At 39.2% G+C, this 24234-nt stretch carries 18 protein-coding genes; 8 read left to right on the top strand and 10 right to left on the bottom strand.

Annotation, left to right across the window (positions count from 1 at the left end; translation table 11 throughout):
- The first annotated feature begins 30 nt into the window (after positions 1-30).
- Complete coding sequence (locus tag I6E82_RS08140; RefSeq protein ID WP_197117457.1) at positions 31-1581, top strand: tryptophan halogenase family protein; 1551 nt, start codon at positions 31-33, stop codon at positions 1579-1581.
- Positions 1574-3061: a tryptophan halogenase family protein gene (locus I6E82_RS08135; protein WP_197117456.1), complete on the top strand. Its 1488-nt coding sequence runs from the start codon at positions 1574-1576 to the stop codon at positions 3059-3061. The genes I6E82_RS08140 and I6E82_RS08135 overlap by 8 nt, the downstream gene beginning before the upstream one ends.
- A gap of 77 nt (positions 3062-3138) precedes the next feature.
- On the opposite strand, the gene I6E82_RS08130 is transcribed toward I6E82_RS08135, so the two are convergent.
- Positions 3139-5715 (bottom strand): glycoside hydrolase family 3 protein, encoded by a 2577-nt coding sequence (locus I6E82_RS08130; RefSeq protein WP_197117455.1) that lies wholly within the window; start codon positions 5713-5715, stop codon positions 3139-3141.
- 240 nt (positions 5716-5955) lie between these two features.
- On the opposite strand from I6E82_RS08130, the gene I6E82_RS08125 reads away from it, so the two are divergent.
- The 3 genes from I6E82_RS08125 (at position 5956) to I6E82_RS08115 (ending at position 9920) form a co-directional block, all read left to right on the top strand.
- Positions 5956-7284, top strand: coding sequence for a GH1 family beta-glucosidase (locus tag I6E82_RS08125; protein WP_197117454.1), 1329 nt, complete (start codon positions 5956-5958; stop codon positions 7282-7284).
- A gap of 32 nt (positions 7285-7316) precedes the next feature.
- Positions 7317-8843, top strand: a complete 1527-nt coding sequence (locus I6E82_RS08120) for an MFS transporter (protein ID WP_197111431.1) — start codon at positions 7317-7319, stop codon at positions 8841-8843.
- A gap of 75 nt (positions 8844-8918) precedes the next feature.
- Entirely contained in the window at positions 8919-9920 is a 1002-nt protein-coding gene (locus tag I6E82_RS08115; protein ID WP_024594396.1) for a LacI family DNA-binding transcriptional regulator, read from the top strand.
- Between the two features lie 12 nt (positions 9921-9932).
- Here I6E82_RS08115 and I6E82_RS08110 read toward each other — a convergent pair whose 3' ends face one another.
- Positions 9933-10877, bottom strand: a complete 945-nt coding sequence (locus I6E82_RS08110) for a LysR family transcriptional regulator (protein ID WP_197117453.1) — start codon at positions 10875-10877, stop codon at positions 9933-9935.
- A 152-nt stretch (positions 10878-11029) separates the two neighbouring features.
- Between I6E82_RS08110 and I6E82_RS08105 the strand changes: the two genes are divergently transcribed.
- Together I6E82_RS08105 and I6E82_RS08100 are read left to right on the top strand one after the other, a co-directional pair.
- On the top strand, positions 11030-11977 hold the full coding sequence (locus tag I6E82_RS08105) for a sodium-dependent bicarbonate transport family permease (RefSeq protein WP_197117452.1): 948 nt from the start codon (positions 11030-11032) through the stop codon (positions 11975-11977).
- Between the two features lie 298 nt (positions 11978-12275).
- The gene (locus I6E82_RS08100) at positions 12276-13445 is read left to right on the top strand and encodes an MFS transporter (protein ID WP_197117451.1); all 1170 of its coding nucleotides are present in this window, start codon (positions 12276-12278) and stop codon (positions 13443-13445) included.
- Here I6E82_RS08100 and I6E82_RS08095 read toward each other — a convergent pair.
- The 8 genes from I6E82_RS08095 to I6E82_RS08060 all read right to left on the bottom strand — a co-directional run bounded on the left by I6E82_RS08095 (position 13442) and on the right by I6E82_RS08060 (position 23259).
- Positions 13442-13957: a M23 family metallopeptidase gene (locus tag I6E82_RS08095; protein WP_197117450.1), complete on the bottom strand. Its 516-nt coding sequence runs from the start codon at positions 13955-13957 to the stop codon at positions 13442-13444. The two genes, I6E82_RS08100 and I6E82_RS08095, sit on opposite strands and share 4 nt — an antisense overlap.
- A gap of 89 nt (positions 13958-14046) precedes the next feature.
- On the bottom strand, positions 14047-14316 hold the full coding sequence (locus I6E82_RS08090) for a YrhK family protein (RefSeq protein WP_197117449.1): 270 nt from the start codon (positions 14314-14316) through the stop codon (positions 14047-14049).
- Positions 14317-14467: 151 nt separating this feature from the next.
- Entirely contained in the window at positions 14468-15808 is a 1341-nt protein-coding gene (locus tag I6E82_RS08085; RefSeq protein ID WP_076925962.1) for an SPFH domain-containing protein, read from the bottom strand.
- Complete coding sequence (locus tag I6E82_RS08080) at positions 15801-16139, bottom strand: hypothetical protein (RefSeq protein WP_024600640.1); 339 nt, start codon at positions 16137-16139, stop codon at positions 15801-15803. The genes I6E82_RS08085 and I6E82_RS08080 overlap by 8 nt, the downstream gene beginning before the upstream one ends.
- A 236-nt stretch (positions 16140-16375) precedes the next feature.
- A complete protein-coding gene (locus I6E82_RS08075) occupies positions 16376-17869 on the bottom strand; it encodes a hypothetical protein (protein ID WP_197117447.1) in 1494 nt (497 codons plus the stop codon).
- Between the two features lie 411 nt (positions 17870-18280).
- Complete coding sequence (locus I6E82_RS08070; RefSeq protein ID WP_197117445.1) at positions 18281-21373, bottom strand: pilus assembly protein; 3093 nt, start codon at positions 21371-21373, stop codon at positions 18281-18283.
- Between the two features lie 557 nt (positions 21374-21930).
- On the bottom strand, positions 21931-22341 hold the full coding sequence (locus I6E82_RS08065; protein WP_024600637.1) for a hypothetical protein: 411 nt from the start codon (positions 22339-22341) through the stop codon (positions 21931-21933).
- A gap of 513 nt (positions 22342-22854) precedes the next feature.
- Positions 22855-23259, bottom strand: coding sequence for a hypothetical protein (locus I6E82_RS08060; protein ID WP_024600636.1), 405 nt, complete (start codon positions 23257-23259; stop codon positions 22855-22857).
- Positions 23260-23638: 379 nt separating this feature from the next.
- On the opposite strand from I6E82_RS08060, the gene I6E82_RS08055 reads away from it, so the two are divergent.
- A complete protein-coding gene (locus I6E82_RS08055) occupies positions 23639-24187 on the top strand; it encodes a hypothetical protein (RefSeq protein ID WP_197111445.1) in 549 nt (182 codons plus the stop codon).
- Positions 24188-24234: the final 47 nt, after the last annotated feature.

Raw genomic sequence — 24234 nt, 5'->3', positions numbered from 1 at the left:
TAATTGTTATCAATTTTAGGGTGTTAACTCATGACCAAACCAGTAACAAAAATAGTCGTTTTAGGAGGAGGTACTGCCGGCTGGCTAAGCGCAGGCTTATTAGCTACCGAACACCCGCACCTAAGTGTAACGTTAGTGGAGTCGGCAAACGTGCCTATATTGGGTGTGGGCGAAGGTACGTGGCCGTCAATGCGCAACACGCTACAGCGCATTGGCATTAAAGAAAGTGATTTTATAACCCAGTGCGACGCATCATTTAAGCAAGGTTCTAAATTTATAAATTGGCGCAACCTCAGCGAGGGAGAAAACTACTACCACCCTTTTATGAATCCACAAGGCTACGAGCACACTAATTTACACGCCAGCTGGCAACGTATTGCACCTAATCAAAAATTTGCCGACGTTGTTAATATGCAAAGCTTTGTATGCCAAGCAGCACTTGCACCAAAGCAATTACAAACACCCGAATACGCAGCAGTCACCAACTATGGCTATCATTTAGATGCGGGTAAATTTGCTGAGTTTTTAAAAAATCACTGTGTTAAAAATCTAAACGTTACACATATTATTGACGATGTAACCGAGGTTATTAACGACGAACATGGCTATATTACTTCATTAAAAACAAATAATAATGGCGATATAACAGGTGATTTATTTATAGATTGCTCAGGCTCTCGTGCTCGTTTAATTGGTGAGCATTTTAATAGTGAGTTTATAGCGCAAGATCATATTTTATTTAATAACAGCGCTGTCGCTGCGCAAATACCTAATGCACACATCAATCAACCAATAGCCTCTGCTACGCTATCTACAGCGCAAAGTAACGGTTGGATTTGGGATATAGCCCTGCCAACACGCCGTGGTACAGGTTATGTATTTAGTAGTAAATATCAAAGTGATGAAAGCGCCACAAATACTCTAAAAAGCTACATAGCTAAAACTACCAGTGAGCAACAAGCTGAGCAACTTAACTACCGCGTATTAAAATTCAGCCCTGGTTACAGGCAAAAATTTTGGATTAAAAACTGTGTTGCCGTAGGTATGTCAGCTGGCTTTTTAGAGCCACTTGAAGCGTCAGCACTTGCTATGGTTGAGCTTTCAATTAGCATGATAAGCGAGCAACTACCGCAAAATCGTACTCATATGAGCCAGCTTGAAACGCGTTTTAATGATCGTTTTAGCACGCGTTGGCAGCGCGTTATTGAATTTTTAAAGCTTCATTATGTGCTAAGCGAGCGCAACGACACTCCTTATTGGCAAGATATTAGTAATTTAAATACCGCGCCCGAGCGCCTGCAAAACTTACTTAAACTTTGGCAATTTCAACCCCCTAGCCGCTTTGATTTTATTGAAAACGAAGAAGTGTTTTCATCAAGCAGTTACCAATACGTTTTATATGGCATGGGCTTTAATACACAAACAGTATCTGCACAAAATGCATTTAACGACCCACGTGCTGGGGATTACTATTATCAGCAAAACCGCGAAAAAATAGCGCAGTACTTAAATGGACTGCCAAGTAATCGCGCGCTTTTAAATCATCTTTTATCAAATAATGGGCAGCCACATAATGACTAAAACAAACGCTGTTAAAAACGTAGTAATTGCTGGGGGCGGCACTGCAGGTTGGATGGCTGCAGCAGCACTTGCTAAATTAGTTGGCAGCAATATAAACATAACCCTTGTTGAATCTGACGATATTGGCACTGTGGGCGTTGGCGAAGCAACAATTCCGCCTATTCGTACATTTCATAAATTGCTGGGTATAAACGAGCAAGCATTTATGAAAGCCACTCAAGCTAGTTTTAAATTAGGTATTAGCTTTGAAAACTGGGGCGATGAAAACACGCATTATATTCACTCATTTGGCGCAACGGGCAAAGAATGTTGGGCGGGTGAATTTCATCACTTTTGGCTGCAAGGTAAAGCACTTGGAATAAACAACCCATTTGGCGATTACTGCTACGAGCTGCAAGCGGCTAAAGCCGGTAAATTTGCGTTTAACCAGCAAAACCCCATTAACTATGCCTACCATATGGATGCCACGCGTTACGCGCAGTTTTTACGTGAATTTTCAGAGCCATTAGGTGTAAAACGCATTGAAGGTAAAATACAAAAAGTAGTAAAAAACACTAAAACAGGCCATATAGAGTCATTAACTTTAAATAATGGCGAGCACATTAACGGCGACTTTTTTATTGATTGCACTGGCTTTAGAGGCTTATTAATAGAGCAAGCACTGCATACTGGCTACGAAGACTGGTCGCATTTACTACCGTGTAACAGCGCCATTGCGGTGCAAACAAAATCAACCAGCGAGACCGTATTACCACTTACCCGATCTATTGCCCATAAAAGCGGCTGGCAATGGCGTATACCGCTGCAAAACCGTGTCGGCAACGGATTAGTTTATTGCAGCCAATATATGGATGACGAACAAGCCAAAGCGCTATTATTAAATAACATTGAAGGTGAGCCGCTTACAGAGCCCCGTATTATTAAATTTAAAACAGGGCGTCGCTTAAAAGGTTGGAACAAAAACTGCCTAGCGCTTGGCCTTGCTAGCGGTTTTGTAGAGCCACTTGAGTCCACCAGCATTCACTTAATTATGTCGGGTATTATCCGCTTTATGCGTTTATTTCCGTTTAATGGCATTACCAATCACGCAATTGACGAATACAACAAACAGCTTAAAAGCGAAATTGAAAATATTCGCGACTTTATTGTGCTGCACTATAAAGTAACTAATCGCGATGACAGTGAGTTTTGGCAGCATTGTAGCGCCATGGAGGTGCCAAAAACACTTCAACATAAAATTGATTTGTTTAAACAAACCGGCCGGGTATTTTTAGACGATGGCGACATTTTTAGAGTCGACTCGTGGGTACAAGTTATGCTTGGTCAAGGCATTGAGCCTAATCAACATCACTTAATAGCCAGCATGATGAGTGATGAAGAACTCACCCGTTTTTTACACGGTATTGAGCAACAAATAGAGCAACGCGTAAGCCAATTACCGCCTCATCATGAGTTTTTAAAGCAGTATTGCCCAGCATAAATATTTTTTATAAAAAAAGCCCTTATTACTAAGGGCTTTGAGACAACACACAATAAACTTAACTTATCAACACCCTACTACTCACACTTTATTTTTGCTGTTTTAGCGCTTTGTGGTTCAAAGCTAATATCTGCAACTGAAACGCTAAGCTCTCCTGCTGTTTTAATAATAAAAGGGCTGGTTACTCTGGCAAAATCAACGCCCTTTTTAGTAAAACACGTTAAATCTATACTCATGGTTTGCCATGTATTTAAATCAGCATTTTTAAGAACATTGGTAATATTAAGCTCGCCACCACAGCCTTGTTCGCATTTCATTGCAAGGTATGTCTGTGAGCTAGGTATTTGGTTTACTTTATAGCTAAAGCTAAGGGCCGAATTTGCTTCAATGTAGGCCACTTTGTCTTCGGTAAAGTTACTATTAATTTCGATGTAGCTGGCTGCAGTGCCATCAAAATTAAATTGCATCGCATCTTCTTGAATCGCTTTGTCTTCAGTGCGATAAGTAATGCCGCCGAGCTTTACACTGTTACTTGCTACTTGGTGCTGCTCGCTGTTTGAATTTAAAAACAAACGCCACGGCGTTTTAAAGCTGCCATTAAATATAGATAGCGGCGCAAGGTTACTAATATCAACACCTGAGTCTTCATTTAGATTATTGCTAAGCGTACTTTCATCTTTATACGTTAAGCCAAAGCCATAGGGTAATAATGGCGAGTAATCAGCATCGCCCTTATTTACTGCGGTTTGAAGTGGCGATTTAGGCCACGAGAACGACAACTTACCTTTAAAGTCGTATTGTACCTGCCCTCTTGCATCCGCTAGTAAAACATCTGCAATGCCTTGTCCTTCAGTGCCAGGAAGCCATGCTGCTACAAATGCATCTGACGCGTTTAGCTCGCTGTTAACCCACATTGGTCTGCCCGATATAAACACCGATACCACCGCAATACCTTGCTGCTTTAATGTTTTTAATATTTTAAGAGAGCGTTTATTGTTACGTTCAAACTCAAGGTTGTCTTTATCGCCATGTCCCTCTGCGTATGGTTCTTCACCAAATACAACAATGGCTACATCGGGTTTGGTATTAAACTCACCCGTTGGGCTTAAAATAGCGTTACCGCCAGCAGCCTCTATTTGCGTTTTTAGCCCCGCATAAATAGACGTTGCTCCAGGGAAATCTGCATTTTGATTATTAGTTCCCTGCCACGTAATACTCCAACCGCCCGATTGCTTGCCTATGTTATCGGCCGCATCGCCTGCAATCAGTATATTGCTTGATGGGTTAAGCGGTAATAAATGATTGTTGTTTTTAAGCAGTACTAACGACTCTTGTACGGCTTGGCGGGCAATATCGCGATGTGCAGGTGCGCCTATTAGCTCTAACTTACCTGAGTATTTTCGATTTGCAGGGCTTGGTTTATCAAATAAACCCGCGCGTAATTTAACGCGTAAAATACGTGCTACGGCGTCATCTATTCGCGCCATTGTTATTGTGCCCGCTTTTACTTGTTTAATTGTATTTTCATAAAGTGGTTTCCATGCACCCGTTGGCACCATAAAAATATCAAGCCCCGCATTAACAGCCTGCGGGCAACTTTCATTTGTACAGCCTGCAACTTGTCCGTGTCCGTTCCAATCGCCTACAACAAAACCATCAAAACCCATTTTTGTTTTTAGTACATCGGTAAGTAGGTATTTATTGCCGTGATTTTTTTTACCATTCCAGCTATTAAACGATGCCATAACCGACTGACTACCTGCGGTTAAGCCACCTATATAACCTTGCGCATGAATGTTATATAACACCTCTTCGCTATCAATGTTATCGCCTTGATCGTCACCATCTACCGTGCCGCCATCGCCTAAAAAGTGCTTAACGGTACTAATTACGCGTTTATCACTTAAAAAGTCTTCATCGGCTCTGCCTTGCAATCCGTTTACAATTGCGGCTGAATATTCACGTACAATTGCAGGGTCTTCTGAGTAGCCTTCGTACGTTCGGCCCCATCGGTCATCGCGCACAACCGCAACAGTCGGTGCAAACACCCAATCTATGCCTGTTGCCATTACCTCTATTGCCGTAGCTGCTGCAATTTGCTCAATTAATGCGGGGTTATTAGCTGCACCTAAACCAATATTGTGCGGAAATAACGTCGCACCAATCACATTATTATGACCATGTACCGCATCAGTGCCCCACATAGTTGGAATTTTACTGCCATCAATTGAGTCATCAACCGATGCTTGATACATACTTTCAGCAAGTGTTATCCAATCGGCTGGCGTTGCATGTTTATTAGCATTCGGGAACGAGCCACCGCCATTTAAATACGAACCAAAGCCATATTTGCGCATGTCTGCAGCGGTTATATCGCGGATTTCAGGTTGGATCATCTGCGCTACTTTTTGCTCAAGCGTCATTGTTTTTAAATATTGTTCAATCGTATTTTCAATTTCAGGCGTTTTCACTACTTTGCTTTTAAGCGTTGGCCAAAGTGATAAATCACCTTGCTCATGTTCAGCCTTTTTGGCCACCGCGCTTTCGTTATTATCAACGTTAGCTTCTTGTTTATTACACGCACTTAAAACGCATAATCCGCCTATTAAAATAGGAAGCATTCGTAACCTATTAGTGTTTAAGCTTTTTTTCATTTTTATAGCCCTGTGTTGTGTCAGTGTGTTTTGTGCAGCACCTATTTGTTATTTAAATTTAACTATTGACCTACTTAACAATAGCCACTAACCTAAATATGGAAGCGCTTCCTTAAAGTTATTAAATACCATCCTTAGTGATTAATCAAATTAAATATGGAAGCGCTTCCAATATTGAATTTAATACACGCTATATACAAAGCAACCTTTACCAAAAAAAGAAGCAGAGGTTTTCTCTTAATGAAACAATTATCTTTACCTAGTGGCTCACCCCTTTTAGCCAAAAATTTTACCTATGGTGTAGCTACGGCCTCATTTCAAATTGAAGGCGGCGCAACCGATCGCTTGCCATGTATTTGGGATACCTTTTGCAGTAAAGAAGGCAAAATAGTCGATAATTCAAATGGCGATGTAGCCTGCGAGCACTACACTCGCTGGAAAGACGATATAAACTTAATTGAGTCATTAGGTGTAGACGCTTACAGACTTTCTATTTCATGGCCGCGCGTAATGACTAAAAATGGCCACCTAAACCCGACAGGCGTTAAGTTTTATACCGACATTTTAGATGAATTAAAACGCCGTAACATTAAAGCTTTTGTAACGCTGTACCACTGGGATTTACCACAACATATTGAAGACGAAGGCGGTTGGCTAAACCGTAACACCGCTTACGAATTTGCGCATTACACAGATTTAATTACAAAAGCATTTGGTGATCGTGTGCACTCTTACGCCACCTTAAACGAGCCGTTTTGTAGCTCTTACTTAGGTTACGAAATAGGCGTACATGCGCCGGGTATTGTAGGTCGCGAGTTTGGTCGTAAAGCTGCGCACCACTTATTGCTAGGTCACGGATTGGCTATGCAAGTACTTGCTAAAAACAGCCCAAATACACTAAACGGTATTGTACTTAACTTTACGCCTTGTTACTCAGTTACCCAATGCGAAGAAGATTTAAAAGCGACTGCATTTGCTGATGACTACATAAACCAATGGTACATGCAGCCTGTAATGCAAGGTAAGTACCCTGATATTATTAATCAGTTACCTAAAGCCCACCGCCCTGACATTTTGGATGGCGACATGGAAATAATTGCTCAACCACTAGATTACCTAGGGGTTAACTTTTATACCCGCATGCATTATCAAGCAAGCGAAACCGACTTTTACCATGAGCTGCCACATAAAGCGCCAATGACCGATATAGGCTGGGAAATTTATCCTAAAGCACTGACAGAGTTACTTGTATCGTTAAACGAAAAATACACCCTACCACCTATTTACATTACCGAAAACGGTGCAGCCATGGCTGACGAATTTAAAGACGGCGCAGTGAACGATAACGACCGTATTGAATATTACCACGAGCATTTAAATGCCCTACATAATGCAGCTGAGCAAGGCGTAAAAGTAGATGGCTACTTTGCTTGGAGCCTAATGGATAACTTTGAATGGGCTGAAGGATATTTAAAACGTTTTGGTATAGTACACGTAGACTACAACACACAAAAACGAACTGTTAAAGCCAGCGGTAAAGCGTACACTAAACTCATAACAAGCCGATAAATTATCGGCTTATAACAATAAGAACACACACTGTGAACAAACTCCCTTTATACGAAAAAGTCGGTTACGCCATGGGCGATGCCGGCGCTAACTTAGTGTGGCGCGGCGCGCTTGCTTATTTAGCGGTGTTTTACACCGATACATTTGGCATATCGGCGGCTGCCGCTGCCATGTTGTTTTTAGTGGTAAGGCTATCTGATGGCGTAACCGATATTATTATGGGTATGATTGCCGACAGAACGCAGTCGCGCTTTGGTAAATTTCGCCCATGGATACTCTACTCGGCACCATTTTTGGGCTTGTTTATGGTGTTGTGTTTTACTACACCCGACTTTAGCACCACCAACAAACTTATTTATGCCTACGTAACCTACATAGGTTTAACGCTTGCCTACACCGTAAGTAACGTGCCCTATTCGGCACTTATGGGCGTTATGACACCAGACGATACAGAGCGCACAAAGCTCTCTGGTTTTAGGTTTGCAGGTGCGTTTACTGGTGGTTTATTGGTTATGGGTTTTTTACCTGAGCTAGTGGCATTTTTTGGTGGCGGCGACAACGCTAAAGGCTATCAGCTTACTATGTACTTATTTGCCAGCTTACTTATTATTTTAATGATTATAACGTTTGCGACCACTAAAGAGCGTGTAACACCGCACGCCTCAAATGAAGGGAATTTAAAATCAGAGTTATTTGATTTAACCAAAAGCTTGCCATTTATAATCCTACCTTTGCTTGCTACTACCTTGTTTTTTTATTACCGCGATTTATACAGCGGCGTATTTTTTGCCCTTGTTATGGCTGCAATGACATTCGTTATTAAAAAATTACTCAATAAAGATAAGCAAAGCTTAACGGGATCACAGCGCGACATGGTTGATCTTCTGACCAACAAACCCTGGCTGGTATTACTCGGTATTGGTTTTTTAACCATGATGTTTAATGGCATAAAATACGGCGTAATTGCATATTACTTTAAATACCACGTAGCTAATGAACTCATGGCTGGGCAATACTTTATTGCCTTATTGATTGTATCTATATTAGGCGCACTTGCCACAGGTAAACTGGCCGAAATAATGGGTAAACGAAACCTCTTTATTGCATCATTAATGCTAAGCGGGTTACTCACTACTGCATTTTACTGGGTACCTAGCGATAACCTAGTTGCAGTATTTACCTTTGGTTGCGCCGCTGAATTTTTTGCCGCAATGATGCCCACCTTATTTTTTAGTATGCTTGGCGATTCAGCCGATTACTCCGAGTGGAAAAACAAACGCCGCGCTACAGGCTTAATTTATTCAGCGGGTACATTTGTGCAAAAAACCGGGGGTGGTTTTGCCGGTGCATTAGTCTTAGTGGTACTTGCAGGCTATGGCTATAACGGCATGGATGAGCTAACAATTACGCAAGCTCTACCTGGTATGCAGTTACTTATGAGTTGGATACCTGCCGCATTTGCTTTTTTAGGCGCCGCATTGATGCTTATTTATCCGCTTACCTCAGCAATGACGCAAAAAATAACAGAAGACTTAGCAATTAGACGCAGTAATGTGTAAATTAACTTTTAATGACCCTTCGCGCTTTATATTTTTATAAAGCGCGAGTAAAAATACATATAAGCTAGGACATCAATGGCGACAATTTATCAAGTATCAGAAATGGCAGGTGTGTCTTTATCAACTGTTTCAAGGGTACTTAACGACAACGACTACGTAAGCAAAAAAACTAAAAAAAAGGTATTAGAAGCAATGAAAGAGCTAGGCTATCAGCCAAGTTCTATTGCACGCTCTTTGGCATCTAGCACTACAAACAGCGTCGGTATTTTAGTTTCGGAGTTGGATGGTCCGTTTTTTGGTCAAATGATGTCAGCCATTGAAGAACATCTTCGTATTGCGGGTAAACACGTTATTATTACCCCAGGGCACAGTGACGAGAAAAAAGAAAAAAGCGGCTTTGAATTTTTAATAGGCCGTAATTGCGACGCTATTATTGCCCACGTAGAAGCGGTATCAAACGAGTATCTAATTGAGTTAAGTAAAGGCAAAACCCCTATTTACTTAATGAGCCGCTACGTTAAAGAAATTGAAGAAAACTGCATTAGCCTCGACAACGTAATGGGCGGCTACTTAGCCACTAAAGCCATGATCAACAAAGGTCATAAAAACATTGCGTACATAGCAGGCCCGCAGTTTAAAGAAGATGCGTCAAATCGTTTAAAAGGTCACAAACAAGCACTAGCAGAATACAACATCACCTTTGACGAAAACTTATATTATGTAGGTGACTTTAAAGAAACTGGTGGCAGCGATGGATTAAGGCATTTTATTCAAAATAAAGCGCAAATAACCGCTCTTGTATGTGCCAATGACGAAATGGCATCGGGTGCTATGAAATACGCCCGCGAACACGGTTTTAACCTACCAAAAGATTTAGCCATTATTGGGTTCGATAACGTAATTTTTACCAATTACCTCTACCCAACGCTTACTACAATAGATAACCCAGTTCCCGAAATGGGCCGAGCTGCGGCTAACTTAGTACTTAAAGACATTTATAAAAAAAGCGGCATAACAGTAAAGCACGTGTTTCAGCCAAAGCTTATTTTAAGAGACTCAACACCCGATATTAATTAATAAAATTTAAGATTAATCTAAGTGTAAGTTATGTAACTCATTACGCACCCACTGCGTATCTAAATATTGCTCTACGTGCTGCTGCGCAAACTTTAAAAAGTTACGTGCAGCATGCGATATGTGCCTATCTGTTCGCATTACAAAATACCAATGACTAGCTAAATGGGTATCGGTTACGTTTAAAATTTTAAAACTTGTATCGTCTGTTGCAAGTACATGGCGTGATAAAACCGCAATGCCCATCCCCGATGCAACTGCAACGCGTATTGCTTCATTACTCGCCATTTGTACGCTATCGCTCAGCACTAATCCTCGGCTTTGTAACTCGCTTTCAAATAACATACGGGTCGCTGAGCCATTTTCTCGGAGTAAAAAGCGATACTGCATTAAATCAGTTAATTTAACGGCTTTTACGTGAGCTAGCGGGTGGTTTAACGGCACTATAAATTCTAGTGGGTTATGCAAAAAGCGCGCAGCTTGTGCGCTCTCAAGCGACGGCGGGTGGCTAAATACATAAATATCGTCCTCTCCTCGCTCAAACCTATCAAGCACCTCTGCCCTGTTGCCAATCTCAAGCGGAAGTTCAACGTGGGGATGTAAATTACTATAGGGGCCAAGCAATTTCGGTAAAATATATTGCGCCGTATTAACCATCGCAATTTTACAACGACCGCGTGCCCCACCGTTAAGCTCGGTTAAATAATCTTGGTAGTCTTCAAAGTGTCCAAATACCTGCTGGCAGGTTTTAAATAGCTCAAGCCCAGCATCGGTTACGTGTAGCTTTTGCTGTTGCATAAGTAATAACGGCTCACCTACCGCTTCTTGTAATCGCTTTATTTGTAGCGATACCGTTGGCTGCGTTAGGTGTAAGCGCCTTGCGGTTTCGCTTATTGAACCCGTTTTAACTACGCTCATAAATACTTCAAGCAACCTAAACGATATATGTCGTAAATCCATACCTACCTCATAGCCTCTTATCTAGTAATAGTTACTTAATACATAACCTATAGATAACTATCTATAGCTAACTCGTATTTATTTTATTATTTACTATACAAAGTTTTATCTACAATAGCGCCACTTAATTTACCAGCTAGTAAGGAAAGCCAGTGCCAGATATTGTTGTTATGTTTTTTATTTTAGGATTAGTGGCGGGTATTTTACGCTCTGACTTGGCTATTCCAAAAGCCACCTACGACACATTAAGCTTATTGCTCATGTTAACCATAGGCTTAAAAGGCGGTATGGTGCTCCATGGCAACTTAAGCTGGCAACTACTGCCCGAAATGGGATCGGTAATGCTACTTGGCGCACTTATACCATTGATGCTTTACCCTATTTTAAAATACGTGATTAAACTCTCTGTTGCTAATAGTGCCAGCATTGCCGCGCATTATGGTTCAGTAAGTGCGGGGACATTTGCTGTAGCGCTTGCCTATGCCGAATCGGCTAAATTGGTAGTGGGTGCAGAAGTAACCCTGTATTTAGTGATGTTAGAACTCCCTGCAATCATTGTTGGTTTATTGCTTTACCGAAAACTTGATAAACAAAACAGCCAAAAAAGTGAACCATCGTTAAAAGCGCTTTGGCACGAAACTCTTACGAACAAAAGTGTCATTTTGCTTATCGGTGGTGTCGTCATAGGTATGATGTACGGCACGGTTCAAGGCAGCCAAGTAACGAGCCTTTTAACCAGTAGCTTTAAAGTCGTTCTGGCATTGTTTTTACTAGAAATGGGTTTAGTAGCCGCGCAAACTTTGCGCCCTGTCCCCTGGGAACATTGGAAGCTCGCGGTATTTGCTATTGTCACCCCGCTATTTTTAGGTACGATTGGCACAGCAGTAGGCACACTTTTAAATTTAGAATTAGGCTCGGTAGTTATATTGGGAAGTTTAGTAGCCAGCGCCTCTTACATAGCCGCACCCGCTGCAATAAAAGCGGCAATTCCTAAAGCCGATATTGGTCTTGCTATGCTGAGCTCTCTCGGTGTAACTTTCCCGTTTAATGTGATTGTTGGTATTGGTTTATATCACCACCTTGCACTAGCAATGCAATAAACAAATAAGTGTTAATTTTATCACCTTAAAAACTGTTGAACCCTATTTTACATAGGGTTTAACCGCCGTAAATACTCACAAATATAAAACAATATCTACATAAAAACACTACAATAAAAAGCATACTCGATCCGATAATTTACCAAAACGATCGTTTTAAAATATATTTATATTGTTTAATAAAATATCACTTTACTTATTTTTAATTTGGCTCTAAATTCGCGCAAATTTTATTATTAAAGTAACCTCTCAAACTTTAAAACAGTGGTTATTTATCTCAACGAGTCGATAAACACACATGGCCGAATTAGCCGCCACAAGCACCTCTAACAACCCTTTAGCGCCTGTTATAGGGCTGTCATTTTTTGCTATCGCATCCGGCTTTTTAATGAGCCTTATTCCACTGTCGTTACCCGCATTCAAACTCGATGAAAACCTAGCGCCTTGGCTTGCGAGCATTTTTTACTTTGGCTTACTTATTGGCGCAACCACAATAGAGCGCATTGTGGTAAAAATTGGTCATCGCTTCGCATTTATATTATTTTTAAGCTTATTAATAGTCAGCGTGCTTGCACAACTTGCACTGCCAAATACCGTTAACTGGTTAATTGCACGATTTGTAGCAGGTGTTGCTGTTGCCGGTGTATTTGTAGTTGTTGAGTCTTGGTTATTAATGACCAATACCGCAAAGTCGCGTGCAAAACGTTTGGGCTTATACATGACCTCACTTTATGGGGGCAGCGCGGTTGGTCAACTTGCTATAGGGCCGCTTGGCACTGCAGGTTCAACGCCTTATTTATTTGTAGCCTCATTATTATTTTTAGCTATTTTAGCGCCTTTATTAATAACTAAAGGTCAGCCAGAAAAACAACATCTTGAAAAACTACCACTAAAAGAAATAAAATCACTAAGCCACCCAGCTATGCTCGGATGCTTAGCATCAGGCTTATTACTGGGCCCTATTTACGGCTTAATGCCTGTTTATATTTCAGCGCAGACTGATCAAGCTCAGTACACTGGTACACTTATGGCGGTTATTATTTTAGGCGGCATGGTCGTGCAGCCGCTTGTGAGTTACTTATCTACTCGGCTTGAAAAAAGCTTACTGATGGGTATGTTTTGTTTAGTAGGCGCAGCCGGTGCTGTGGGTATATTACAAGCAAACACTTTAGCAGGATTAATAGTGAGCTACTTAATACTAGGCGCGTGCAGCTTTGCACTTTACCCGATTGCTATAACACTTGCGTGCGACTCATTGCCAATAGCAAAAATAGTCTCAGCAACTGAGGTAATGCTTTTAAGTTACAGTATTGGGTCGGTATTTGGCCCTATGCTTGCTGCCAATTTATCTGATGCATCAAACGGTATTGTGTTTTATTTAGCAGGCTGTTTAATCACTACCTGTATTTATATGTTTATTAAAAGCATTAAAAATATTCGCGCGGGTAAAACCCCAGTTGCAGGCTAATTAGTTTTTAATTTGTCGTGTGGACTCAAAAAAAACATCTTTTTCCAGCCTTGGCTTTGTGTTGTATAAAGCCATGGCATGGGCACTAACGATAAAATAGAATAATGTACATGAGGCTGCTTCCCTGCGGCATTTCCGGTATCGCCTAGTAACCCAATTTGACTGTTTATGCTTACAACATCACCTGCACTTACCGAGTAGTCATTTAAATGTTCAAAATAATGTATACGCCATTTAGGCCCAAGCACCGCAACCACTTTACCACCACGAGTTAATTCACCTGCAAATATAACAATCCCGTTTGTTGAGGCAACTACAGGAGTGTTCTTTATGCCAAAAATATCAATTCCTTTGTGCACACCCGATCTGCCCCAAGGCTCATACCAAAATGTATTATGGTTCCAATCTTTAGGTGTAGCACCTTGTACCGGAATCATTATTTTTTCGGGAATTAGTAAGCCTATAATTAATAAAGTAGCTATTCCAATTGCAATCCACTTAAGTACTTTCACTGCTCTATCCTTGATATTTAAATAACTTATACTGGTAAATTATTAGCCATAGTAACTGAACTCATCATGAGTCGTATTTATGGTTTTATTTATGGAGTTTTATTTGAATGAAATACCCGACTAACATGTACTAAGCTGATCAACTTTAAAACAGGCTTTATAAGTAATTGAGCACTGCCCGCTATAAACAACCATGTGCCACTTTCTATTAGTGAGTCATTTAAAAAGAAAAAACTACCAATTAAAAACCACACGGCAATTAAAAAATCGTTTAATGCCCCCAGCGCTTCATAACGCCGCTGGATGGTAATATGCTCTTGCCCTAAATCTAAAATAAACTGATTACTGCTGGAGTCCATAAGTACTGCTCACTCTTTTATTTCATAATTTAAAAAGCTTGTTTTCACAAGCTAAGCCGCACCATACAATAACAAAATTTACGCAATAAAAAACGTTGGCCAATGCGAATCCGCCAACGTTTTTATTGTTTGTACAATACTTAACTATTGTTTATTTTTTATCTTTTTCTAAACGTTTTTTAAGACTTAATGCTGCATCAGCGGCTAATAAGCGCATAAATTCAGAGCCATTACTTTGCTCGCCTTGACTCCCGCCTATTACAATTTCAGGCACTAAACGGCTATTGCCTAAACTTGTAAATAAAGCAGTTTGAATTTTAACTTCTGCTTTTAGCGTTTCATCAAATACATACTTTGGATCAAGTGCAGCAGACTTAGCTCTTAAACGAGCCTCAGCTAAAACGTCCATACCTAATGCTTCTAGGCGTTGTTGTTTTAAAATCTCTTCTTGCTCTTTTGCAAGTTCCGCTTTTACAGCAACACGTTGCTGTGCAGAAATAATGGCATTTGCCTTAATTCGCTCAGCATCAATTTGCTCTTTAATTTTTAGCTTTTCTGATTCAGCACGTTGCTTAGCAATTGCTTGTTCACCTAAAGCCACTTCAGTTCGTGCTTGTTGCTCAGCTTTTTTAAGATTTTGACGCGCTAGCGCTTCATCTGCAGCTGCTTGCTTTTGCGCCTCAAGGCGAGCGTTTACTTTGCTTTCGTAGTCAATATCAATAATGCTGGCATCAACTACTGTAATACCATAAGCGCCTAAAATAGGTGCATTACGCAGTGTATTACCTTCATCGTCCATTTTAATATTAATAGTGACGCGCTGCTGTTTACTTAAATTACCTAAATCGTCAGATTTATCGCGCTCACCGGTACTAATAATTTGTTCAGTAACAAAAATACCGTTGGTTAATTGATCTGCAAAATCTTGGCTTAATTGACCATTACCACCAGAGTAATGTTGCTCTACCGACATCATACGCGCCGATGCTTTTACATTTTCAGTGGTAGCACGCATTAATAAATTAGATATTAGCGTTTCTTGTGAGCCAAACTCTTCGTGTATTTTAAGTAAACCACGTAAAGCACCCGATTCAGCTGCTGGTACATTGCCTGGCAATCTAAAACGAGAAACACCGCGTGCGCCACCCGTTGTAGTATCTAAAAATCGAATGGGTATTAGCGGTACAATTGCGCTTGCTGTTGCGCCTGCGTCACCCGTAAAATTAATCGAAATTACTTTTTTATAAGCCGATGTAGTACCAAACGCTTTTAAATAAGGGCCGGCTTGATTTATTACGGTTAAGTTACCTGTAAAAGCCGATTGATGGACTAAACGCTCATCAGCTTCATTCCATGAAACAACTTGCGATGTCAGCGTTGCAATTACCGCTAATACAACAACAATTGATGAAACAACAATTACATTACGACGACCAAATCGACTCATAAATGAGCCACTTTTTACTGCTGGGACTGCTTTTTCGCTATCCATTTTTACTACTCTCCATGTTTAATTTCTTTTTAACAAAGTAAATAATTTCCTGTTCACTCAAATGTGCGCAAAAGCTACCAGAGCGATGTAACTCAACAAATGTTGCTAGGATTTCTTCTTTACCTTTTGCTGTTTTATCTTGGTTTTCTTGTGTTTGATTTTTTTCTGTTAGTTGAGTGATTAAATCATCCACTATCGTGTCTTTATCAAACAGTACGTTGTATTCCTTGGATTTTCTTACCCGACTTTTATGTACATTGCTGTAAATTACATAAAGTGCAACGCATAAAATAATAACCAGTAAACTTAACCCAATAATATAAAAAATCATAAGCTCTACTTAAATTAGTTTAAATACTTAACGAGCAATAACAATTGTAAGCACTGCTTAACAAATGTTAACCCAGTAATTTTACAGTAAACCCGAGTAAAAAACAGATTAAAAATAAAGTTCAGCAGGTATATAATAAAAACCGCACGTAAAAGTAAGCTTTTTTGAACAAAAAAATGCCTGCCAGTTAATAACTGAAAGGCATTAAACTAATATTTATTAAAGTGCTTTTTAAATTATTCGCATTGCACCCAATCAACACCATTTTCACCGCACTCATGCAGCATTGTTCCATCTTCTTGGCGGGTATCTCTAAACCATTGCCCTTCAATTGTTTTCGTAATACGTACGTTATCTGTGGTTTTGTATTTACGCCAAAAGCTAGCATCAATAGATGTTTCGTCATCAAACTTATAGGGCATAGCAGCGAGTACAGTAACTAAATCTTGAGTTTCTAAATCTACAGCTTTGTCTTTAACATTTACCCAATTAAATAATGTCTGAAAGTCGGCATTTTCCTCTCTAAAGGCAAAGTCAGTTTGGTAAAACGATCCTGACTCAGTATAGCTAATGCTAAAACCTCGCTCGAACGGTGTATCTAAATTAGCACTAACGCATTCATCTGCTGTAGGAAAGTTAACCGATGGGCTTGTATTATCAACGCCATAAAGCACATTGCTTTGCTCAAAACTAACGTTCTCAATGCTAGAGCATCGGTAAGTACGATCGGCGTTAATGTAAACATCGTCTCTAACTGTTAGTTTTCCATTTAACAACTCTTCACCCCAAGGCGTATCTGCTGAATCCAATCGAGACAAAATAACGTCAATTGTGTCGAGTTCGTCTGTATTATGAAGCTTTACTTGCTCATAAATAAGCTCAGCGCCTGCAAATATAACTTTGTCGCGGTACCATGCATTTTCAAACCCATACTCTGCATCTTTTGCTGTGTCTTGATAAATAACTGCTCTTACTTCTTCTGCATCAGGAAACTGAGCATCTAGCTCTTGCTTGAATTTATAGGCAGCTTTTAGTCCTTTAACAATCGCCTGTGCTCTGTCGTAAGCATCACTGTCACTATTGGCAATAAAATCTGAGTACATTTGTTCAGTCGACAAATTATAATGCGCTACCAAGTTTTGCATAACATTTGTTATTTCGCTCTGAAGACTTGCAAGTAACTCAGTATTTTCTTTGAGTGCATCACAACTTAAATTATTGCTACCAACTTTTTGTAATTGAAGGCTCAATTGCTCCCAAATAACGGTTGTTAAAGGTGATATATTTCGAATGTCTTCATCAGTTAAAGCCTCAATTGAGGGCGGAAATGACATTTGATACGCTTGTGTTACCTCTCCTAAGTCCTCGTCAATTGCACCAACCGGTACATCAACATACATAGTTGAATACGGCACACACAGCGCCTGCTCTTCTGTAAAATTAAAACTATAATTACCCGATTCTTCAGAGACTACAGAAGGTTCTATTTGCTCGTCAAAAGTACCATCGCCATCAATATCTAGCCATACTATTGCACCAGATACATAGCCATCAATAACCTTTCCAGTAAGAGAGGTAGTGTTAACTTCTACGGGATCTACTTTTATAGGATCAGGCTTAGCTACAACTGGCTCTACAACGACCACTTTATCATCGCCACCGCCGCCACATCCAACAAGGCCTAGCGTAAACGCTAATGAAATAGCTAACTGACTTTTTTTAAAAAACATACAAAGACTTCCTTTTTTGCACTTTAATTATTATTAAAAATCATATTGTTATAAATTAAATAAATAGATTTAAACAACAGAAATTTATTGAATTTTTATGGGGGGATGGCAACAAGTTAACATGCCCTGTACCTATATAGTGACACGCCATGTTAAGTTTAGCTTTTACATTTGTTAATTAAATATAACTAATACCAGTTATTATTGTCTAATATGGACTGCAAGTGCCTAGAGTAAAGGGCTCAAGTGATGACCGAGTTTTGTAAACGAATGTATATTACACATGGGTTGGTTTAGAGCGCTGCGATGACTATAAAACAATTATATAAGCAAACCATCTGCATTTTTGATTAGCTTCTAAAAGCAAAAAGCCACCTAAATAAGGTGGCTAAAGCTTATAGTATCGTATTTTTAATTTGCCTGACTATCGTTTTCTTCGCGTTTATAAATATACGTTTGTTGAGTTTTGAAGCCAAAACCAATTGGTTCAGCGCCATTTACTAGCTTAACTTTTCCATCTTCAATATTTAAATTTGGTCCAAGTATTTCAATAGCTTTTATTGGCTTATCAGAACCCTCAATCCCAGGGCCTATTAAATAAAACTGACTAATTTGCGTTACATCCGTTTCATCATCCCAATCGCACTTACCATTGGCATCACTATCTTCACACGAAGGTCCTTCTCCAAAAAATAGTTGTGGTGTATCTGGTACATCATTACTTGTTGCAAATTTCACATCGTCATAAACCTTCGTTCCGTAATGCAAATGAAAGACATAAAGCGACCCACCGCCACCTGTTAACGAGCATTGGTTTTGAGTTGATGAGGAAGATGCGGGCGTAAAGGAAGTAAAGTAAGCAACCCCACCAACGACTGTAGCTGCAGCAAGGGACTTCTCACCTGTCCCTAATTCATATCGCCACCCTTTAAATTCAGCTAACTTAACTTCAAGGTTAACAAACTTATCAACGTCATCAAGTGCGTTACCAAATGGGTCTTCATTCATTTTCATTAAATCATCTGGCACTATTGGATCTGGAAATTCAGTAAATATTTTTGTTAAGGTGTTTTCATCACGGATCATATAAAGCTGATCTTGCTCATTAGTAGCAAGTGGGTTTGAGCGGTTTCCGCTGCCTATCACAATTGCGTCGTACGGGGTGTCTAAACGAGTCGTGATCATTTCACCATCATAATTGGTCTTAGTAACTTTACTAAACAGCGTTCTAGCAACTAACGGTTTATAAAAAAAACGTCTGTCTTGTGACGCTAATGTACTGCCAAGCTCCGCAAGTTTAAAGTGAGTAATCTCATCTTCATCATCGGTGGGAATATCTACACGCCAAATATTACCGCCAGTATCGGTTGCATAAATTCGGTCAATATACCCATCGTAATCTGAGTCAAGCGTAGTTACATCCGCTGCAATACTGTGCTCACCGGTAAAACCATGTTCATCTGGAGTGAGCGCCCATACCTTTTCGCCAGTTTTAGCATTAACAATGTAAATACCTAGCCCGGTTTCATCTGTTGTTCTAATCGCATTATCTTTGTTTGTATCGTAGCCTGCGCCAAATATCAGCAATGGATCCTCACCAAACGCTTTAATATACGCAATTTGGGGCTTAGACCATGTTTGTGCTAAATATTTAAATTCTTCAGAACCACCAACAATTGGCTTATTCCATAATTTTTTAGGTTTATCTGGGTCACTTATATCCAGGCCGTAGTAATTTTTACCGCCTCGGCGCATGCCTGTAAATGCCCAAACTTCATCGCCCTCACTTGCTTTAACAACGCCATCATTTAAACCATCAGTGTTTAAACTTTTATTATTAAAGAACACACTTATAGGGCCATCCATACCATACACTTTTGTATTTGCGAGATTACTCCGCAAAGCCGGAATGTTTTTTAATAAGGCTGCAGGTGTAAAAGCCCACCTTTCTTCAACAGTATCGCCTTTGTCTTCAAACATATGTAAAAAGCCGGCATTGGTACCAACAAGTATATGAATACTTCCATCGCCGTAATCTATAGATACCGGTTTTGAATGCAAAGGGTCGCCAAAAATATTGATTCGCTGATCGACTGATGAATCATCTCCATCTTCATTATCAACATCAGCCCCTCGTGCCCAGCTAATATCATCTTCCTCTAAAGTTAACCCAATATTAGGAATCAAATCAGGGGCAAGATCGGTAACGGTACTTGTCGCTAAATTTAAAATGGTTTGTACTTTATCAAAAGTAAAATCAATAATACTGCCCGTTTTATCTATGTAAATTTTACGGCTATCAGGGTCTAGGGTTGATAAAAGTAAATTTACGCCCCCCTGAGCCACTAAATTACCGTCTGCAGGCTTATTAGTTGGCAGCCAAAATGTTCGTGCTTTTTCATCAATCAACCCATTATTATCTAAAGCTATTTTATCAGTTGAATCTACAATATTTGCACCAGACACTTTAAGCTTTTTTAAATTCCCGTTCCAGCGTGCGCCTGTTTCTGGGTAAAACATCGCAAAATAAATTGACTCTCGGCTACGAGTTTGGTCAACATTGTTACTTGCTACCGTAGGAGATGAAAAACTATCGTTAACTTCGCGTATTTTCGATATTGTATTATTAAGTGCTTCAGAAAGTTCAGTTGATGTATCTGCATGTAAGTACTCGCCTCCTCCCAATAAAGCGGTTTTTTCTAATAACTTTTTACCATTTGTACTCATGCCACTACCAAAACCGATAGTAAAAACTCGCCCAGTATCAGCAACCTCTGGCGTGGTGTCGTACAAGTCCACCTCAACATCTCTTGTACCATGTATTATTTGAGCTAAAGCAGCCAAATAGCTATTACTTGTAGTACTAGGATATGAACCAAAAGTAGATTTGTATAAAGCTCTTATATCATCATTTCGGGTAATATCTTGTGTCGGATCACCATCAGTCATTAATATTAAGCTAATTGAGTTATCACAACGCTCATCTGCACCAACAGCCTGTTGAAATGGAGAAACATAACGAGGTATATCACTACCACTTTGCTCTCTCTCAATCGTAGTATCTCGTTTGTCCGTATTTTGCCCATACCAAACCGTCTGCCCCGTCATATATAGGTAAGCTTCCCATAAGGTCTCAGTGATAGGTGTATTCCCGCTAGCAGGCAGCTTTTTTATTTGATCCAATATTTTATCATGTGAGGAGCCTAGGCCAGCCATAACATAACCACCATCATTGCCATTAAAACGCATTAAACCAAAATCAATCGAGCTGTTATCATTTACTAATTGGGTCATCGCGCTTATACCAGCATCGATTTTTTTAGGGCCCCCATTAGGCAGCTTAGTCTTCATACTTCCTGATGTATCAAACACAATAAGCACGCGAGGGTTTTCGTCGGTTTCAACATTATGGTTTACGTATAGTTCTATATCTTCGGCAAATACAGAAAGGCTAATACCCACCCCGAATAACAAGGCAGCTATTTTTTTTAGTTTGAATTGCATTTTTAAATCCCTTTATTTGCGCTTTTTATTTTTATTGCGCAAGTTAATAACTACTCTATTCCGTGTTTAATTATTAGTAATATGGAGGTGGGACTAAAAATTAAAACAAAGGTAATATCTAGCTATTTATCACAAAACAGTGATTAGCATTCACATCTCGTTAATACTATAAAATATATATCATTTCGATTTTTAAATAAAAACAGACTAAAGTCAAAGGTATTAGGTTTTATTATCAATTAAAAACAACCACTTAAATAAAACAATTCCGCTTTACTGGATAGTTTAGTCACGTCAAAAAATAATATTTTTACCTATGTTTCTATATTTATAGGCCTATGCTTTAGGTAACAAGTACTTACCAATATAAATTAGTAACGTAAGGCTCTAAAAATCACTCTTAAAAGCACTATTATTCAGTAAAGCTGCTTTATTAAAAAAGTGTATTTAATAGGTAACTACGGTTATTCAAACATACAAAAAAAGCCCATATTAGGTGCTACCTAATATGGGCTTTTATACTCTCGCTAAATTATAAGCGCTTTATGCAAGCATTCTTATAAAGATAACTCTTTTTTAGCGCGAGTTAAGTTATGCGTTACAAGTGAGTTTTTAGAAATTTGAACCGCTTCATATAAATCAGAAATACCAGCAGTGTCTTTTTGAGCCTTAATACGCGCTACACCACGGTTACTTAATGCAAACGATGTAAGTTCACGTACTTTTAAACGCGGACCATGGCTTTGCTTAAGTAATGCAATTGCTTGTGTACAAATAGCTTCTGCTTCTTCGTAGTTTCTTGATTCAACATTTAAAGCACAGCTATTAAATGATTTTTCAAATGCGGGTGCTGCAGTTACAGAGTCTTCAATAACCATTAATTTATAGTCACCTTGTTTAGCCATTGCAGCAGCTGAGCAAGTTAATAATGAGCCAAGAGCGATGGTTTTTAAGAGTGTAAATTTCATGATTATATTCCTAATTAGTTAAGTCGTACTTGTTGCCGACAACTTAACTTTAGAGTGTTAGCTCAATTACCACAAACGATAAAAACAAACCTAATAAGTGAATAAACCTAACCTATAGACTTTAGTCTAACACTTGTAAAAATACTTATTAATTACAATCAGTTAAAAACTACAAAATCACTAAACAATAAATAACAGAATACAGTTTTATTATTTTTTAATAATACCAATTCGCTTAATTAAGTGATCTATTTTGAGGATGAAAAAACGTGTTGATAGCTAGGCAAAAAATTCGCTATTTGGTTGTTCTAAATGAGAATTTTTTAACGCAGGTAGCGACACGTTTAGCCCCGCAAAATGATTAAGTATTATTGCGGATTGGTATAACACAATACAAAGTTAATAAGCACGAAAAAGCCGATGTTGGGGTTTAACCCAACATCGGCTTTTTTACTCTCGCTATTTTATATTATGCTTTAGTAAGCACTTTATAAAACACGTTATAAAGGTTTTTTATAACGATAATTCTTCTTTAGCGCGAGTTAAGTTGTGCGATACCATCGTGCTGTTAGACAATTTTGATGCTTCGTATAAATCAGCAAGTGCAGCAGTGTCGTTATGGGCTTTTAAACGTGCAACACCACGGTTGCTTAATGCGAATGACGTAAGTTGACGTACTTTAAATTTAGGGCCATCTGCGTCTTTTAAAAGTGCGATTGCTTTAGTACAAATTTCTTCCGCTTGCGCATAATTTTTTGACTTAACATTCAGTGCGCAGCTATTAAATGATTGCTCAAGTGGCTGTGGCGCTGTTGCAGTTTCAATAACCATTAATTTGTAATCACTTGCATCAGCTACTGCAGCAGCTGAACATGTTAATAGTGAGCTAAGAGCGATAGTTTTGATAAGTGTTTTCATGGTCATATTCCTGATTAGTTAAGCCGTGCTTGTTGCCGACAACTGAACTTTAGAGAATTAACACAAGCCCGACAAACGATTAAAACAAACCTAATAAGTGAAGAAAATTAACCTATAGACCTTAGTCTAATACGTTTAAACTTTTTCTATATATTCAAATAGCTTACGCATCATCGTACGTGCCTAAAATCGCTACTTTACGTTTTAAAATGTATATAATTATTTATGCTTTTATTTAGTCGATTTTATTTTGAGCAACTTCCTTAAGCATAGCTGAGTAACATTCAAACAAATTTATACATTTAATTACATGCAATACTAAGTTATGTATTTATAATTGTAGCTCTACTAACTTCTCATCATTAACGGGTTAACTTTTTTGAAACACACACTTTCTCTTTTTATTTTATTAAGCACGCTTTTATCATTTAGCCAAAATGCAAACGCAAGGCTTTTGCTCGGTAACAACATGCCTAACACCGGTATGTTTATAAAATCAGAATTTAATGGCGATAGCAGCATTACATCTGCGGGTGTAGAAATGATGGTTAAGCAAAATTACAGTAACTTTGGTGTTGTTTTTACAAGCGCAATTGGCGCGGCAGTAATCGATAATAAACAAGGCGAGCAAGAAGAATTTATAACGTGGGACAACGGAATGAAACTTGGTTATTTCAATGACTTTTTTATATACGCCGAGCTTGGCTTAGATCTGTTCGAACTCGCCTTTAAAAACGATAGAGGCGATAACACCTACCAAATAGAAAAATCGAACAACGACATTGACGGTTACGCAGGTATAGGTGCGGGTTATCACTTTAAGCCATTTAAAATAGAAGTATTTACCCGAGCACGCCAAATAGATGGCGACTACTGGGAAGCACAAGAACATATTTACAGCGGTGTGCAGCTCAGCTTTACGTTTTAACTCCCCTTTTGTTTTATAAAAAAATAAAAAGCGTGTGAAATACAGCT

Source organism: Pseudoalteromonas sp. NZS11 (genome assembly GCF_015864765.1).
Classification (GTDB): Bacteria; Pseudomonadota; Gammaproteobacteria; order Enterobacterales; family Alteromonadaceae; genus Pseudoalteromonas; species Pseudoalteromonas arctica.
This window is presented reverse-complemented; position numbering and strand designations above follow the sequence as displayed.